At 65.0% G+C, this 15,235-nt stretch carries 14 protein-coding genes and 1 tRNA gene; 6 read left to right on the forward strand and 9 right to left on the reverse strand.

From position 1 onward, the window contains the following. The 5 genes from A6A05_RS06740 to carA form a co-directional block, all read right to left on the reverse strand. A partial coding sequence (locus A6A05_RS06740; protein WP_156520943.1) for an HD domain-containing protein occupies positions 1-2,301 on the reverse strand: 2,301 nt, incomplete at its 3' end. 68 nt (positions 2,302-2,369) lie between these two features. After that, entirely contained in the window at positions 2,370-3,242 is an 873-nt protein-coding gene (locus tag A6A05_RS06745) for a diguanylate cyclase (protein ID WP_068498725.1), read from the reverse strand. A 28-nt stretch (positions 3,243-3,270) separates the two neighbouring features. Beyond that, complete coding sequence (gene greA, locus A6A05_RS06750; protein WP_068498726.1) at positions 3,271-3,744, reverse strand: transcription elongation factor GreA; 474 nt, start codon at positions 3,742-3,744, stop codon at positions 3,271-3,273. Between the two features lie 19 nt (positions 3,745-3,763). Next, complete coding sequence (gene carB / locus A6A05_RS06755; RefSeq protein ID WP_068498728.1) at positions 3,764-7,015, reverse strand: carbamoyl-phosphate synthase large subunit; 3,252 nt, start codon at positions 7,013-7,015, stop codon at positions 3,764-3,766. A gap of 66 nt (positions 7,016-7,081) precedes the next feature. After that, entirely contained in the window at positions 7,082-8,260 is a 1,179-nt protein-coding gene (carA, locus tag A6A05_RS06760) for a glutamine-hydrolyzing carbamoyl-phosphate synthase small subunit (RefSeq protein WP_068498730.1), read from the reverse strand. 287 nt (positions 8,261-8,547) lie between these two features. Between carA and A6A05_RS06765 the strand changes: the two genes are divergently transcribed. From A6A05_RS06765 to A6A05_RS06790, 6 genes are all read left to right on the forward strand, one after another. Next, entirely contained in the window at positions 8,548-9,006 is a 459-nt protein-coding gene (locus tag A6A05_RS06765) for a GatB/YqeY domain-containing protein (protein WP_068498732.1), read from the forward strand. A gap of 35 nt (positions 9,007-9,041) precedes the next feature. Next, positions 9,042-10,919, forward strand: a complete 1,878-nt coding sequence (gene dnaG / locus A6A05_RS06770; RefSeq protein ID WP_068498734.1) for a DNA primase — start codon at positions 9,042-9,044, stop codon at positions 10,917-10,919. Positions 10,920-10,964: 45 nt separating this feature from the next. Further along, positions 10,965-12,953 carry an RNA polymerase sigma factor RpoD gene (gene rpoD, locus A6A05_RS06775; RefSeq protein ID WP_068498737.1) on the forward strand — a complete coding sequence of 663 codons (1,989 nt, stop codon included), beginning with the start codon at positions 10,965-10,967 and terminating at the stop codon, positions 12,951-12,953. Positions 12,954-13,022: 69 nt separating this feature from the next. Beyond that, positions 13,023-13,098: transfer RNA gene (locus A6A05_RS06780), tRNA-Ile, on the forward strand. A 100-nt stretch (positions 13,099-13,198) separates the two neighbouring features. Next, positions 13,199-13,651, forward strand: a complete 453-nt coding sequence (locus A6A05_RS06785) for a DUF6538 domain-containing protein (RefSeq protein ID WP_216635767.1) — start codon at positions 13,199-13,201, stop codon at positions 13,649-13,651. Positions 13,652-13,724: 73 nt separating this feature from the next. Beyond that, the gene (locus tag A6A05_RS06790; RefSeq protein ID WP_342670017.1) at positions 13,725-14,027 is read left to right on the forward strand and encodes an IS1096 element passenger TnpR family protein; all 303 of its coding nucleotides are present in this window, start codon (positions 13,725-13,727) and stop codon (positions 14,025-14,027) included. On the opposite strand, the gene A6A05_RS06795 is transcribed toward A6A05_RS06790, so the two are convergent. The 4 genes from A6A05_RS06795 to A6A05_RS21465 are packed head-to-tail and all read right to left on the reverse strand — an operon-like array spanning position 14,006 to position 15,231. Further along, positions 14,006-14,365, reverse strand: a complete 360-nt coding sequence (locus A6A05_RS06795; protein ID WP_068498743.1) for a type II toxin-antitoxin system PemK/MazF family toxin — start codon at positions 14,363-14,365, stop codon at positions 14,006-14,008. The genes A6A05_RS06790 and A6A05_RS06795 overlap by 22 nt on opposite strands. Continuing rightward, positions 14,358-14,552: a DUF2281 domain-containing protein gene (locus A6A05_RS06800; protein WP_068498745.1), complete on the reverse strand. Its 195-nt coding sequence runs from the start codon at positions 14,550-14,552 to the stop codon at positions 14,358-14,360. Before A6A05_RS06800 ends, A6A05_RS06795 begins: the two co-directional genes overlap by 8 nt. A 40-nt stretch (positions 14,553-14,592) precedes the next feature. Further along, entirely contained in the window at positions 14,593-15,063 is a 471-nt protein-coding gene (locus tag A6A05_RS21460; protein ID WP_216635768.1) for a transposase, read from the reverse strand. Between the two features lie 12 nt (positions 15,064-15,075). Continuing rightward, positions 15,076-15,231, reverse strand: coding sequence for a hypothetical protein (locus tag A6A05_RS21465; protein ID WP_216635769.1), 156 nt, complete (start codon positions 15,229-15,231; stop codon positions 15,076-15,078). Positions 15,232-15,235 lie beyond the last annotated feature (4 nt).

A 15,235-nucleotide genomic window follows, 5' to 3' on the forward strand; every position in this document is an offset into this window, starting at 1 on the left:
TACAAAACCGGGCGCGCCGGGCGATCTCCCCAGCATCCACCCGGCCAGACGGTCACGCCCCAGTCCCAGGCGATCCAACGGAACTACCGCCCCACGTACTCCGCCGAAAGCTCGAGTCCGACAGGCTGCTAGGTGCCACCACTCGTCCAAATAGTCATCTCCATCCCCGTCTTGTTCCCATATGGAAGCGATAGCCATCCCGCGCCAAGCGGTTGATACCGTTGCTGTTGGCGTCATGTGTCGATAGTCAAGGACAATGTCGTCCTCTTCGTCAATCCAAACGGGAATTGGTCCCGCCGACGACTGGAACATAGGTCGCAAAGCTCGGATTCTCAGTGCTACACCGTGTTCAGCACTGGAGATCGCCCACGATTCCTCCTCCCATGTCAGGCCCGCTAACACACGCTGGCGCATGAGTCTGATGGCCTCGCGGCGTTCGCTCGCACGGGGACTTCCATCATTGTCATTTGCGTCGAACAATGGACCGACATCATCAAAATGTGAAACCACGGTCGGCCCATACCAATCCAGTGGACGGAACCAGCCGGGGCGGGCGTGCCGCGGTTTGCCGTCCTGTCCGGGGCAGGTGACGGCGCATGGGGTGTGGATCACCGTTTCCAACAGATAGGTCCCGATGGCGGCGGCGACGGTGGTCGCGTCGGTAAGGGGGACATCGCCGCCGTCACGGGTAAGCTTTTGCCGCAGGCGCAAGCGCACCTCGGTTCCGATGGCGGTTCGGGACGACGGGCGCAATTCGCCGAAATCGCCGATCCCTTCGGTGACGAAGGTCCAGGCGCCGGTGGCGCTGACCAGCGAGCGGGTGGTGATCTCGACCCGGTCGGCCAGCATGAAATAGCTGAGTGCGCCGATGCCGAACTGGCCGGTCAGTTCGGCCGAGAAGCCGTGGGCGCGGTAACGCCGTTCCAGCGCGCTTTGGTCCGGGCGGCGGGCCGAGCCGCTGACCAGCAGGCGGCGTTCGATCTGATCGGCGGTCATGCCGATGCCGTCATCGGTGCAGACCAGCCACAGTGGGTCCTTTCCACCCCCCTCTAGTTTCAGCGTCACCCGATGGGCGGCGGCCTGGTTGGCGCGTTCTTCCTCGGCGTTCAGTCCGGGATCGGCATCCAGTCCGTCGCACACCGTCTGGGCGATGGCCCAGCGCACCGCGTCGAAGGCGTTTTGTAGCAATTCGCGGATGGCGGCGAGCGGGTCGCCATACAAATCGGTCCCGGCCAGAATCCACAGCAGGCGCGGCACATCGGGCCGGAAACTGCCGTCGATATAGCGATAGGCATCGCGCAAAGGATGGATCTGCCGGGTGGTGGCCAGCGGCCATGGCCATTGATAGCGTCCGGGGGCGTCGGTCAGCTTGGCGGTCAGTTCGCCGCCATCGGCGTGCCGTTTGGCCTGCGCCAATTCGGTGTCGATCTGGTCGCAGGTCTCGAGGATGGCCCGGTGCACGCGGGCATGGTCGGGATTGGCGGCCAACACCACCTCGGCCCCGGTCTCGCTCTGCCGGCAGGTGACGGCGGAACACAGGTCCTTGGCCCAGTAAAGCGCGCTTCCCGGCGAGATGGCGTTATGGTCGCGGATCACCGGCGGGACGCGGTCGGGGCTGATCTCTAGCACGTCCGCCACCCGCAGCAATGTCGCCATGTAGCGCAGATTGGCCTGGCGAGCCCCTTCGCCGGGCAGCGGCAGCGGGTCCAGGCTGACCACTTCGGCCCCGTCCCAGTGATGGCTGGCGCACAATTTGGTCAGTGCCTCGCGAAAGCCGGGAGCGAAGTCGCAGTCCGTGACGTGGGCGGCGATCCATGTCTCGCTCCATGCCACATGGCGCGAGCGGCAGTAATGGGTGACCAGCAGCGCGACCCGGTCCAGGGGCGAGGCCCCCTCTTTTTCGATCAGCGGGATTTCCTCGTCCGGGGCGTGTTCGTCCATCCATCGACGCAGGGCGTCAGCCTCGTCCTCGGGCGCGTCGGTGCCGTCGCGAAGATGTCTGTACAGGCTGCGCACCAGCCCGTGATTGGGGCTCATGCCGATGTCGTGCAGATAGGCCGACAACAGCAGCAGGGCGCGTTCCTCGGCGTGCAGGCCGGCCTGCGTGGCCGGAGGCATCAACTGCCACATTCGGGCCGCCACGCGGGCGGCATGGCCGGAATCATGCAATGTGAAGTCGTCAAGGATCTGCGCATCGGCGACCGGGACGGCCTTTTCCAGTACGCTGACGACCAATCGTCGCAAAGGATGGTCGTCTGGCAGGTTCAGCCCGGCCCACAGATCAAGATTCCGCCACTCCATACACCCGCTCCTTTGGTCCTGCAACCAAAGGGTAGGCAATTCCCGCCGCCACGGCAAGGACCGGATGGTCAGTCGCCGTCGTAGATCACCACGCGGTTGCGGCCGCCGCGCTTGCCGTCGTACAGGGCCTTGTCGGCCTGCTCCATGGCGTCCTCGATCGAGGTCTCGGCGGTGATGGCGGCGATGCCGAAGGTGGCGGTGACCGGGATGGGCGCACCCTTGTCGTCGTCCAGTTGCAGGGCTTCGATGTTGGTGCGGATGCGTTCCAGCACCTGGGCGCCGACCTCGACACTGGTGCCGGGCAGGCAGATCAGGAATTCCTCGCCGCCATAGCGGTAGACCACGTCATAGGGGCGCACGGTGTTGCGCAGCACCTGGGCCACCTCGCGCAGGACCTTGTCACCCTGGGCGTGGCCGAAGGTGTCGTTGACCCGCTTGAAATGGTCGATGTCGGTGAGCGCCAGGGACAGCGGCTGCTTCTGGCGGATGGCGCGGTCGCGCTCGCCGATCAGGTGGGTGCGCATCGATTGGCGGTTGCCCAGCCCGGTCAGCGGATCGACGGTGGCCAGCGCGGTCCATACCTCGCGTTCCAGCGCCTGGGCGGTGGCGCCGAAATCCAGCACCGACACCATCAAGGTCTCGTAATCCGAGGTGGTGACGGTCTGGCCGGCCCGCGCGCGGACCGACAATTGCTCGGCCTTGTCGTGCACCGCCTCGTGCTGGACCCCCAGGCTGACGAAACCGGGAAAGGCGGCGAACTCGGTCCGCTCGGCCCGGCGCAGCCACTGGTCGAACGGGCAGACGGCGGCGGCGGCGTCAGGGATGGTGGCGCCGGAATCCCGGTGCAGGATCGCCTGATACCAGCGGTGCAGCCAATCGAAATGGCCGGCCAGGGCATGCTGGAACGCCGTCAGGTTGCCAAAAATCTCTTCGGGCTTCATGATCCCCCGCCCCTCGATCGCAGGTGCGTCAGACGAACTTGACGTCGATGACTTCGTAGGACTTCGAGCCGCCCGGCGCGGTCACCTCGACGGTGTCGCCGATATGCTTGCCGATCAAGGCGCGGGCCAGCGGCGAGTGCACGCTCATGCGGCCCGACTTGATGTCGGCCTCGTGGGCACCGACGATGGTGTAGACCACCTCGTCCTCGGCATCCTCGTCGGCCAGGGTGACGGTGGCGCCGAAACGCACTTGATCGCCCGACAATTGGGTGACGTCGATCACCTGGGCGCGGCTGATGATGTCTTCCAGTTCCGCGACCCGGCCCTCGATGAAGCTCTGGCGCTCGCGGGCGGCGTGGTACTCGGCGTTTTCCGACAGGTCACCGTGCTCACGCGCCTCGGCGATGGCCTTGATCACCGCCGGCCGTTCCACCGACTTCAGGGTCCGCAATTCGTCCTCCAGCTGGATCAGCCCACCCGGAGTCATCGGAATTTTTTCCATACGTCTCAAAGCCCCCGCGTCAGAACGAGCTTTTAAAGTACGATTGCAACGGCGCGACATCAAGCGCTCCGGTGCGAAGCGCCTCGATCGCCTCGACCGCCGCCCGAGCCCCGGCGACCGTGGTGTAGTGCGGGATGTTGAGCTGCAGCGCGGTGCGGCGGATCGAGAAGGAATCCTTCACCGCCACGCTGCCCTCGGTGGTGTTGACCACCAATTGCACCTGGCCGTTCATCATCGCATCGACGCAATGGGGCCGGCCTTCCAGCACCTTGTTGACGATATCCACCGTCAGACCGTGGCCGCGCAGATACTTGGCGGTGCCTTCGGTGGCGATCAGGCAGAAATCCATGGCCAGCAGGCGTCGGCCCACTTCGACCATGGCCGGCTTGTCGCCTTCGCGCACCGAGATGAAGGCGCAGCCCTTGGTCGGCAGCACGCAACCGGCACCCAGCTGGCTTTTGGCGAAGGCCAGGGCGAAATCGCGGTCGATGCCCATCACCTCGCCGGTGGACTTCATTTCCGGGCCAAGCAGGATATCGACGCCGGCGAAGCGGGCGAACGGGAACACCGCTTCCTTGACGGCGACGTGATCCAGCTTTTCCTTCTTGATGTTGAAGCTGGCCAGGGTCTCGCCGGCCATCACGCGGGCGGCGATCTTGGCGATCGGAATGCCGGTGGCCTTGGCGACGAAGGGCACGGTGCGGCTGGCGCGCGGGTTGACTTCCAGGATGTAGATGGTGCCGTCCTGGACCGCGTACTGCACGTTCATCAGGCCGACCACGTTCAGCGCGCGGGCCAGCTTGATGGTCTGGGCCTCAAGCTCGGCTTGGGTCTTGGCGTCCAGCGAATAGGGCGGCAGCGAGCAGGCGGAATCGCCCGAATGGATGCCGGCTTCCTCGATATGCTGCATGATGCCGGCGACATAGACGTCGGTGCCGTCGGCCAGGGCGTCGACATCGACCTCGATGGCGTCCTTCAGGTAGTAATCGATCAGCACCGGGTCGTCGCCCGACACCACCACCGCTTCCTTCATATAGCGTTCCAGCGCCTCGTGATCATAGACGATCTGCATGGCGCGGCCGCCCAGGACGAAGCTGGGACGAATCACCACCGGATAGCCGATGCGGTCGGCCACCGCCTTGGCCTCGTCCAGCGAGCGGGCGGTGCCGTTGGGCGGCTGCTTCAGGCCCAGCTCCTGCAGCAGCAGCTGGAAGCGCTCGCGGTCCTCGGCCAGGTCGATGGAATCGGGGCTGGTGCCCAGGATCGGGATGCCGGCCTGCTCCAGCGCATGGGCCAGCTTCAGCGGCGTCTGGCCGCCGAACTGGACGATGCAGCCCAGCACCCGGCCGCGGGTCTGTTCCTTGCGAACCAGCTCGATCACCGTTTCGGCGGTCAGCGGCTCGAAATACAGGCGGTCCGAGGTGTCGTAGTCGGTGGATACCGTTTCCGGGTTGCAATTGACCATGATGGTCTCTTTGCCGGCATCATCCAGGGCGTAAGCGGCATGGACGCAGCAATAATCGAACTCGATGCCCTGGCCGATGCGGTTCGGCCCGCCGCCCAGGATGATCACCTTGTCGCGGTCCGAGACATCGGATTCGCATTCGGCCGGGTTGATGCCGTCGCCCTCGTAGCAGGAATACATATAGGCGGTCGATGACGGGAACTCGGCGGCGCAGGTGTCGATGCGCTTCATCACCGGCTTGACGTTCAACACCTCGCGGCGGAACGTGGTTTCCACCAGGGTCTTGCCCGACAATTGGCTCAGACGCTGGTCCGAGAATCCCATCTTCTTCAGGCGCAGCATGCCCGGCGCGTCGATGGGCAGGCCCTTGGCGCGGACCTCTTCCTCGGCCTCGACCAGGGCCTTGATCTGCTCCAGGAACCACGGGTCGTAGGAACAGGCCGACTGCACCTCGGCGACGGTGAGCCCCAGGCGGAAGGCCTGGGCGATGACCAGCAGGCGGTCGTGGCGCGGCCGGGCCAGCACCTTCCTGACGGCGTCCTTGCGGTCGGCGGCCGAGGCGCCGGGGATTTCCACCTCGTTCAAGCCGGTCAGGCCGGTCTCCATCGAGCGCAGGCCCTTTTGCAGGCTTTCCTGGAAGGTGCGGCCGATGCTCATCGCCTCGCCCACCGACTTCATCGAGGTGGTGAGGTTCGGGTCGGCACCGGGGAACTTCTCGAAGGTGAAGCGCGGAATCTTGGTGACGACGTAATCGATGGTCGGCTCGAAGCTGGCGGGGGTGACGCCGGTGATGTCGTTGGCCAGCTCGTCCAGGGTATAGCCGACCGCCAGCTTGGCGGCGACCTTGGCAATCGGGAAGCCGGTGGCCTTCGAGGCCAGCGCCGACGAGCGCGACACGCGGGGATTCATCTCGATGACGGTCATGCGGCCGTCCTTCGGGTTGACCGCGAACTGCACGTTCGAGCCGCCGGTATCGACGCCGATCTCGCGCAGCACCGCGATCGAGGCGTTGCGCATGATCTGGTATTCCTTGTCGGTCAGCGTCAGCGCCGGCGCGACGGTGATGGAATCGCCGGTATGGACGCCCATCGGATCGACGTTCTCGATGGAACAGATGATGATGCAGTTGTCCTTCTTGTCGCGGACAACCTCCATCTCGTATTCCTTCCAGCCCAGCACCGATTCCTCGACCAGCACTTCATGGACCGGGCTGGCGGCCAGGCCGCCCGAGACGATGGTCTCGTATTCCTCGATATTATAGGCGATGCCGCCGCCGGTGCCGGCCAGGGTGAAGCTTGGGCGGATGATCGCCGGCAGGCCGACGAAATCCAAAGCGTCGCGGGCTTCCTGCAGGGTCTTGACCACCTTCGATTTCGGGCTGTCCAGGCCGATCTTGTCCATGGCGTCGCGGAACAGCAGCCGATCCTCGGCCTTGGCGATGACGTCGCGCTTGGCGGCGATCATCTCGACCCCGAACTTCTCCAGCACGCCCTGATCGGCCAAAGCCATGGCGGTGTTCAGCGCGGTCTGGCCGCCCATGGTCGGCAGCAGCGCGTCGGGGCGCTCTTTCTCGATGATCTTGGCGACGATGTCCGGGGTGATCGGCTCGATATAGGTGGCGTCGGCCAGACCGGGGTCGGTCATGATGGTGGCCGGATTGGAATTGACCAGGATGACCCGGTAGCCCTCTTCCTTCAGCGCCTTGCAGGCCTGCACGCCCGAATAGTCGAACTCGCACGCCTGGCCGATGACGATGGGGCCGGCGCCGATGATCAGGATGGACTGGATGTCTGTACGTTTGGGCATGGTGGCGGCTTCCAAGAATTCTCTGGTTCGGCGCGGCAGGGGCCGGCGCCGGGAAAAGGGCGGCTGTTACTTCGAACGCGCGATCATCTCGACGAAGCGGTCGAACAGGTAATGGCTGTCCATCGGGCCGGGGCTGGCCTCGGGGTGGTACTGCACCGAGAAGACCGGCTTGCCGACGGCCTTGATGCCTTCCACCGACTGGTCGAACAGCGAGCGGTGGGTGACCTCGATGCCGGCCGGCAACGTACTCTCATCGACGACGAAGCCGTGATTCTGGCTGGTGATCTCGACCTTGCCGGTCTCCAGGTCCTTGACCGGGTGGTTGGCGCCGCGATGGCCGGTGTCCATCTTGAAGGTCTTGGCCCCCAGGGCCAGGCTCAGCATCTGGTGGCCCAGGCAGATACCGAACACCGGCTTGCCGGCATTGATCACGCCCTGGATCATCGGAACCGCATATTCGCCGGTGGCGGCCGGGTCGCCGGGGCCGTTGGACAGGAACACGCCGTCGGGGGCGTGTTTCAGCACGTCTTCGGCGGTGCTGTCGGCCGGAACCACCGTCACCTTGCAGCCGGTGCTGGCCAGGCAGCGCAGGATGTTGCGCTTGGCGCCGAAATCGACGGCGACGACATGAAAGCGCGGGCTGTCCTGGCGGCCATAGCCGGTGGTCAAGGCCCACTCGGTCTCGTCCCAGCCATAGGTCTGGCGACAAGAGACCTCTTTCGCCAGATCCATGCCTTCCAGGCCGGGCCAGACAGCGGCCATCTCCCACGCCGCCTTCAGATCGGGCACGCCGCCGGGGGCATGGACCACCACGCCGTTGGGCGCACCCTTCGAGCGGATGCGCCGGGTCAGGGCCCGGGTGTCGATGCCGGCCAGGCCGGTGATGGAATGCGACTTCAGCCACGCATCCAGGTGCTGGGCCGAACGCCAGTTGGACGGCTCGGTGATGTCGGCCTTGATGATCAGGCCGCGCGCCGCCGGGGTGATGGTCTCGATGTCCTCGCCGTTGGTCCCGACATTGCCGATATGCGGGAAGGTGAAGGTGATGATCTGGCCGGCATAGGACGGGTCGGTCAGGGTCTCCTGATAGCCCGACATGGCGGTGTTGAACACCACTTCGCCGACGCTCATGCCGGCAGCGCCGATTCCCTTGCCCCACAGCACCGTGCCGTCGGCCAGCACCAGGGCGGCATCGGCATGGGGGGGGCGGGGGATGTCGAAATTCGGCGCGGGCGGTCGGGTCATGGCGGTCCTAAAAGCAGGCCCCGGTCAGGGCGGAAATCCAAGGGTGCCTACAGGTCGCACTCGGGCGCAAGGACTCGTGTCTTTCTCGACGCGACGTCCTCCGGCGGGAGCCCCGGCGGCCCGGGAAGCGGCAGGCAAATTTCGCGTGGTCTATAGAAAACCGGCGCCCAAGTCAAGACTTCCCTGCCCTGCGTAAAATCGAGTGTTTTCAAGCAATTAAAGGTGTTGCCAGAAAGGCCGATTCAGGCTAGTTTGACCCCTTTCCCGAGTTTCATCCGTGAGGTCCCATGCTGCGCCAGCAGCTCAACGACGCGTTGAAGTCCGCCATGCTGTCCAAGGACGCGCGGACCGTTTCCACCGTGCGGCTGATCCTGGCGGCGCTGAAGGACCGCGATATCGCGGCGCGTTCGCGCAACGTCATGGACGGCATCACCGAGGACGAGATCCTGTCGATGCTGCAATCGATGATCAAGCAGCGGCGCGAGAGCATCAGCCTTTATGAACAGGGCGGCCGGCTTGAGCTGGCCCAGCAGGAAGCCGACGAGATCACCATCATCGAGCGGTTCCTGCCCCGCCAGCTGTCCGAGGCCGAGACCCTGGACGCCGTGCGCGCGGTGATCGCCGAGGTCGGCGCCGGTGGCCTGAAGGATATGGGGCGGGTGATGGCCGCCTTGAAGGAACGCTTCGCCGGCAGCATGGACTTCACCAAGGCCAGCGCCGCCACCAAGAAGGAATTGGGGGGCTGAACCCAGCCCCTCGCCGGTTCGGGGGCTGACGGATCATGGCCTTCCCGCCCCAGTTCCTGGACGAGTTGCGCGCCCGCGTGCCGCTGACCGGCGTGGTCGGCCGCCGCGTCAAGCTGACCCGCAAGGGCCGCGAGCAACAGGGCCTGTGCCCGTTCCACAACGAAAAGACCCCCAGCTTCACCGTCAACGAGGAAAAGGGGTTTTTCCACTGCTTCGGCTGCGGCGCCCATGGCGACGCCATCGGCTTCGAGATGCGGGCGAACCACCTGTCCTTCACCGAGGCGGTGGAGAAGCTGGCGGCCGAATGCGGCCTGGAGGTCCCCAAGGCGACGCCGCAGGAACGCCAGCAAGAAGCGCGACGCGCCTCGTTGCACGACGTCATGGAAGCGGCCTGCAAATTCTTCGAGAAATCCCTGCGCGGGCCGGCCGGCCGCGACGGCTTGGCCTATTTGCGCGATCGCGGCCTGTCGGAAGAGACCATCGCCCGCTTCCGCCTGGGCTGGGCCCCTGATTCGCGGGAAGCCTTGAAGAAGGCGTTGATGAGCGAGGCGACGCCGGAATCGCTGCTGACCGAGGCCGGGCTGCTGAAGAAGCCCGAGGGTGACGGGGCTGCGTTTGATTTCTTTCGTGGTCGGGTGATGTTCCCGGTCACCGACCGCCGCGGCCGCATCGTCGCCTTCGGCGCCCGCACCCTGGGCGACGGCCAGCCGAAATACCTGAATTCCCCCGACACGCCGCTGTTCCACAAGGGCTCGACCCTGTACGGCCTGGCCCATGCGCGTGAATCGGCGCGCGAGAAGCGCGTGGTGCTGGCGGCCGAGGGCTATATGGACGTCATCGCCCTGCACCAGGCTGGCTTCACCTTCGCCGTCGCGCCCTTGGGCACCGCCCTGACCGAGGCCCAGATCGAGGAAATGTGGCGCCTGGCCGACGAGCCGATCCTGTGCTTCGACGGCGACAATGCCGGTCAGCGGGCCATGGGCCGCGCCGCCGAGCGGGCGGTCCCGATCCTGAAGCCCGGCAAGTCCCTGCGCTTCGCATTGCTGCCCCACCCCGAGGACCCGGATTCGCTGATCAAGGCCAAGGGGCCGGCCGCCATGCAATCGGTGCTGGACCAGGCGCGCGGCCTGTTCGAGGTTTTGTTCGACCTGACGGTGGCCGGCCGGCCGCTGGATACCCCGGAACGACGCGCCGCCATCGAGAAGGATTTGAAGGACAAGGCCTTCGCCATCGCCGACGAGACGGTGCGCTGGCAGTACCTGTCGGCCTTCCGCGATCGCCTGCGCGAGATATTGCGGCCGCAGCGGGCCAATCCCGGACCGGGCATGGGCCAACGCGCCCAATTCAAGCGTCGGCCCAACGATCCGCCGCTGCGCGCCCCCGATGGACGTCTGCCCGGCGCCGGCAAGCCGCGTCCGCCGGCGGGCGACAGCGACCCCTTGTGGTTGAAAAGCTGCGAGATACAATTGCTTGCGCTTTTGCTGCACCAGCCGCCCCTGCTGGAACAGGTCTGCGAAAGCCTGGGCGAGACCGGCTTTTCGGACAACGCCCTTGACAACCTTCGACGCGGGATTCTAAAGCACCTGCAGACTGTCCACGACCTTGACTCGGATGCGTTTTGCGACCATTTGAGGGCGGACGGTTTAACCCCGGTGCTGGACCATCTGCTGGACACCGACGAATACAGGATCGGCCGCCCGGAAACGATCATCGAGGCCAAGCAGCATTGGGATCGTCTTTTCAAGCGCTATGCATGGAAACGAGGCCTGGCGAACGACATCGGCCAGGCCGCCGAGAAACTCGGCCAGGACATGTCGGCCGGCGCGTTTGATCGGTTTGCCGCCCTGAAGCAGGTGGGCAGCGGCATCGCCGAGGACAAGGACGACGACGACGACGACCGGCAGGGGTTCTGACCCGGTCGGGACATAAGCGGACAAAGATCAGGAGCAAGGCAGTTCATGGCGACCAAGGCTCAGAATACGACGGAAGTCAGCGAGACCCAGGAAGAGACCCTGGACGGTCCGCTGCTCGACACCTTGGGTGTCGCCGTCAAGAAGATGGTCGCGCGGGGCCGCGAACGCGGCTACGTCACCTATGACGAATTGAACGCCGCCCTGCCGCCCGACGAAGTGTCGTCCGAGCAGATCGAAGACACCATGGCCATGCTGTCCGAGCTGGGCATCAACGTCGTGGAAAGCGAGGAAGGCGAGGAAGCCGCCCCGGCCGAGGCCGACGAGGAAGAGACCGAGGCCTATTCCGGCGGCAATGTCGACGAAGAGGATCTGGGCCGCACCGACGATCCGGTCCGCATGTATCTGCGCGAGATGGGCTCGGTCGAGCTTTTGAGCCGCGAGGGCGAAATCGCCATCGCCAAGCGCATCGAAGCCGGCCGCGAGATGATGATCGGCGGCATCTGCGAAAGCCCGATCACCATCCGCGCCCTGGTCGACTGGCACGATGCCCTGCAGGCCGGCCGCATGCTGCTTCGTGACATCATCGACCTGGACGCCACCTACGGCAGCGGCCCCGGCGGCGAACTGACCGAAGAGGACCTGGAACGCGGCCCCGAGGAAGAGGCGGCCCCCGCCGAGGGCGAGGCCGCCGAGGGCGCCGAGGACGAACCCGAGGCGCCGGAAAGCGAGGCCGAGGGCGAAGGCGAGGAAGGCGAGGGCGAGGATAGCGGTATTTCGCTGGCCGCCATGGAAGCCCAGCTGATGCCGCAGGTGCTGGAAACCCTCGAGGCCATCGCCGCCACCCATCAGAAGATGGAGAAGGTGCAAAAGGACCGCCTGGCCGCCCTGTCCAAGGGCGAGACGGTGTCGGCCAGCATCGAGAAGAAGTACGACAAGCTGAAGACCGAGATGGTCCGCCTGATGGAAGGCGTCCACCTCAACAACGCCCGCATCGAATCGCTGGTCGAGCAGATGAACGGGCTCAACAAGAAGCTGATGATGCAGGAAGGCCGCCTGCTGCGCCTGGCCGAATCGTGCCGGGTCAAGCGCCAGGACTTCCTGGACAGCTATTTCGGCAGCGAGCTGGACCCCAACTGGATCGCCACCGTTTCGGTCAAGTCCAAGCAGTGGAAGGACTTCTCCGAGAAGCACAAGACCGAGATCGGCGAGATCCGGACCAGGATCGGCGGCATTTCCAACGAAGCGGCGCTGCCGATTTCCGAATTCCGCCGCATCGTCCAGACCGTGCAGCGTGGCGAGCGCGAGGCCAGCAAGGCCAAGAAGGAAATGATCGAGGCCAACCTGCGCCTGGTGATTTCCATTGCCAAGAAGTACACCAATCGCGGCCTGCAGTTCCTGGACCTGATCCAGGAGGGCAATATCGGCCTGATGAAGGCGGTCGATAAGTTCGAGTACCGCCGCGGCTACAAGTTCTCGACCTACGCCACCTGGTGGATCCGCCAGGCGATCACCCGCTCGATCGCCGACCAGGCCCGCACCATCCGTATCCCGGTGCACATGATCGAGACCATCAACAAGCTGGTCCGCACCAGCCGCCAGATGCTGCACGAGATCGGCCGCGAGCCGACCCCGGAAGAATTGGCGGAAAAGCTGTCGATGCCGCTGGAGAAGGTCAGGAAGGTCTTGAAGATCGCCAAGGAGCCGATCTCGCTGGAAACTCCGATCGGCGACGAGGAAGACAGCCACCTGGGCGACTTCATCGAGGACAAGAACGCGGTTCTGCCGCTGGACGCGGCGATCCAGGCCAACCTGCGCGAGACCACCACCCGGGTGCTGGCGTCCCTGACCGCGCGCGAGGAGCGTGTGCTGCGCATGCGCTTCGGCATCGGCATGAACACCGACCACACCCTGGAAGAGGTCGGCCAGCAATTTTCCGTGACCCGCGAGCGCATCCGCCAGATCGAGGCCAAGGCGCTTCGCAAGCTGAAGCACCCCAGCCGTTCGCGCAAGCTGCGCAGTTTCCTCGACACCTAGGGGTGTCCTGACGTAAATCGGCCGGGCTTGACGCCCGGCCGCTTCGCGTTAAGGTACCCTAATTCGGTGGGGCCTGTAGCTCAATGGTTAGAGCCGGCCGCTCATAACGGTCTGGTTGCAGGTTCGAGTCCTGCCGGGCCCACCAACCCACCCCCAAAGGCGCTCCACGCCTAGGGCCCTAGGGTTTCTGCCGGTTCCAGGTTCCGTGTGTGCCACATTGGTGTTACACATTGGGCATGGAAGAGATGGCGAAACGTGGGCTGAAAAACCTCCGACAGCGTAGAGGCGTCTACTACTACGCGCGTCGCGTTCCCACCGATCTGGTCGCCATCTTCGGTAAGGCACACATCACCCCGGTCAGCTTGCGGACTAACGACCCTGCTGTTGCGGAGGTGGACATCGACGCCTTGCTCGCCGTAGACGACCAGACGCGGGGGTTTATCCAGCGCACCGCCGACCAACTTCTCCTGCGCCACGAACTCGGCGCCCTGCCCGGCGAGGACGTGTACCCCTCTACGCGCGGCGAAGGCACGCGCTATCGCCGCACTATAAACCGCGCACTCTCTCTCCGTACTTCGAACGTTGATTACCGCATCGGATCTAGAAAGTACGCATGGATTGGCGGCGTCGATCTTGACGACGCTGGGTCAAAAATTGAGGAAGATCGGAACTACAAGGTAGTCGATATAGACACCTGACCGAAGCGGCGATCCTGCTGCCGGAACAGTTGGCGGCCATGCCTATGGGTTCTATGACGCGCTGGGCTATCACATTCACGACAGTACCGTGCGCTATGAGCTGTTCGCCGACATGGGCGATGGTGGCTTCATGGATGACGGCCCGCCCGCCAAAAGCGTCAAGCGAACCAAGGTCGGGCAGGTATTCACCGCACCCGGCAACAAGTGGCAGTTCCTGTTCGATTACGGCGATGATCACCGTTTCATCGTCGAGGTGCTGGGCTTCGGAGAGGTGGAGGCCGGTGGCAAGTATCCCCGCGTCACCGCCCGCAAGGGCAAGGCCCCGCCGCAATACCCGCCCGAGGATGACGAGGACTACGAAGACGAGGAGGGCTGAGCCTCCGGGCCGCCCTGCTCGACATAGGCGCAGAGGCGGGCCAAGGCTGACGCGATGACCCTTTCCGAAGCCCGCCCGAACCCCTTGACCACCAGACTGGCGTTGAGGATCACCGCCCGGTCGGTGCGAATCCAACTGGCGAGGGGCAGGCTCCCCTGAACGAGGTCGGTGGCGGCCAGCGCGATGCCATGGTCGGTTTGCGGGCGGGAGGTCACCGCCAGGGCAATGAAGTCGCCATAGGCGTCCGGTCGGGTCAGCACCAGCACCGGCCGCTTCTTGGTCGCCGATAGATCGGAGAAGGGAAACGGGATCAGAAGAAGGTCGCCGCGCTCAAACACGATCCCAAGCCTGATCCTCGGGATTATCCCAAACCGCTTTCAGAGCGGATTCCTGGGCGTTGATCAGGTCGCGTCCCTGGTCGCGCTCCTGGCGTTCCGCCAGATAGCCGACGAAATCCAGCACCTCCCGCGCCAGATGCTCGGGAAGCTTCTTGCTCTGCTCATAAATAAGGTCGGCGATGGCCATGGGGCCTCCCTCGACAGTCCGGGCCTTGGGTTGCACTGTATCACGAGTTGGTCGCATTACCCGAGTCTCCGTTGGGTTCAGCCACCAGCTTCGCCACCGCCGCTGCCTTGTGCTCGGGCGCCAGGTGGGCGTAGCGGAGCGTCATCTGGTAGTCCGAGTGCCCCAGCAGCTCGCGCACGGTGTTGAAGTCCGGAATGCGGCTCAAGATGGGGGTGATTGCGGTGATGCCGTCGTCGTTTCCGGACAGGTGGGCGTGGACGCTGGACCATGACCAATCCTGCGGTCGTTCGGCCAGGCCGGCGCGGACGGGATTGAGGGCGACGTAGCGCAGCGCCGCCTCCAGGTGGGACTCGTCCATGACGACGTCGCCGAAGCGGCCCTGCCAGAAATGGCCGGTGCGTTTCAGGCGGGCATGGACGTGGCCGGCATAGCGGCGATGCACCGGGGCGAGCGAACTACGAAGACCGTCCCCGTCCGTCGGCACCAGGATCAGGTGGACGTGGTTGGGCATCAGCACCCAGGCTCACGCCTCGACTTCGGCGGCGCGGCAGGATTCCTCCAGCAGGGCGCGATAGAACGCGTAGTCGTCGTCGCCAAAGAATACCTGCGCGCGGCCATTGCCGCGCTGGGTGACGTGGTGCGGCAGCCCGGGAACGACGAGGCGGGCAAGACGGCTCATTCCC

Source organism: Magnetospirillum moscoviense, from assembly GCF_001650635.1.
GTDB lineage: Bacteria > Pseudomonadota > Alphaproteobacteria > Rhodospirillales > Magnetospirillaceae > Magnetospirillum > Magnetospirillum moscoviense.

What these genes read in the sequence shown, in the direction of transcription:
- A6A05_RS06800 (WP_068498745.1), bottom strand. Translation starts at nt 14,552, where the DNA reads ATGGCCATCGCCGACCTTATTTATGAGCAGAGCAAGAAGCTTCCCGAG.
- A6A05_RS21465 (WP_216635769.1), bottom strand. Translation starts at nt 15,231, where the DNA reads ATGAGCCGTCTTGCCCGCCTCGTCGTTCCCGGGCTGCCGCACCACGTC.
- greA (WP_068498726.1), bottom strand. Translation starts at nt 3,744, where the DNA reads ATGGAAAAAATTCCGATGACTCCGGGTGGGCTGATCCAGCTGGAGGAC.
- dnaG (WP_068498734.1), top strand. Translation starts at nt 9,042, where the DNA reads ATGGCCTTCCCGCCCCAGTTCCTGGACGAGTTGCGCGCCCGCGTGCCG.
- carB (WP_068498728.1), bottom strand. Translation starts at nt 7,015, where the DNA reads ATGCCCAAACGTACAGACATCCAGTCCATCCTGATCATCGGCGCCGGC.
- A6A05_RS06785 (WP_216635767.1), top strand. Translation starts at nt 13,199, where the DNA reads ATGGCGAAACGTGGGCTGAAAAACCTCCGACAGCGTAGAGGCGTCTAC.
- A6A05_RS21460 (WP_216635768.1), bottom strand. Translation starts at nt 15,063, where the DNA reads ATGCCCAACCACGTCCACCTGATCCTGGTGCCGACGGACGGGGACGGT.
- A6A05_RS06745 (WP_068498725.1), bottom strand. Translation starts at nt 3,242, where the DNA reads ATGAAGCCCGAAGAGATTTTTGGCAACCTGACGGCGTTCCAGCATGCC.
- carA (WP_068498730.1), bottom strand. Translation starts at nt 8,260, where the DNA reads ATGACCCGACCGCCCGCGCCGAATTTCGACATCCCCCGCCCCCCCCAT.
- A6A05_RS06765 (WP_068498732.1), top strand. Translation starts at nt 8,548, where the DNA reads ATGCTGCGCCAGCAGCTCAACGACGCGTTGAAGTCCGCCATGCTGTCC.
- rpoD (WP_068498737.1), top strand. Translation starts at nt 10,965, where the DNA reads ATGGCGACCAAGGCTCAGAATACGACGGAAGTCAGCGAGACCCAGGAA.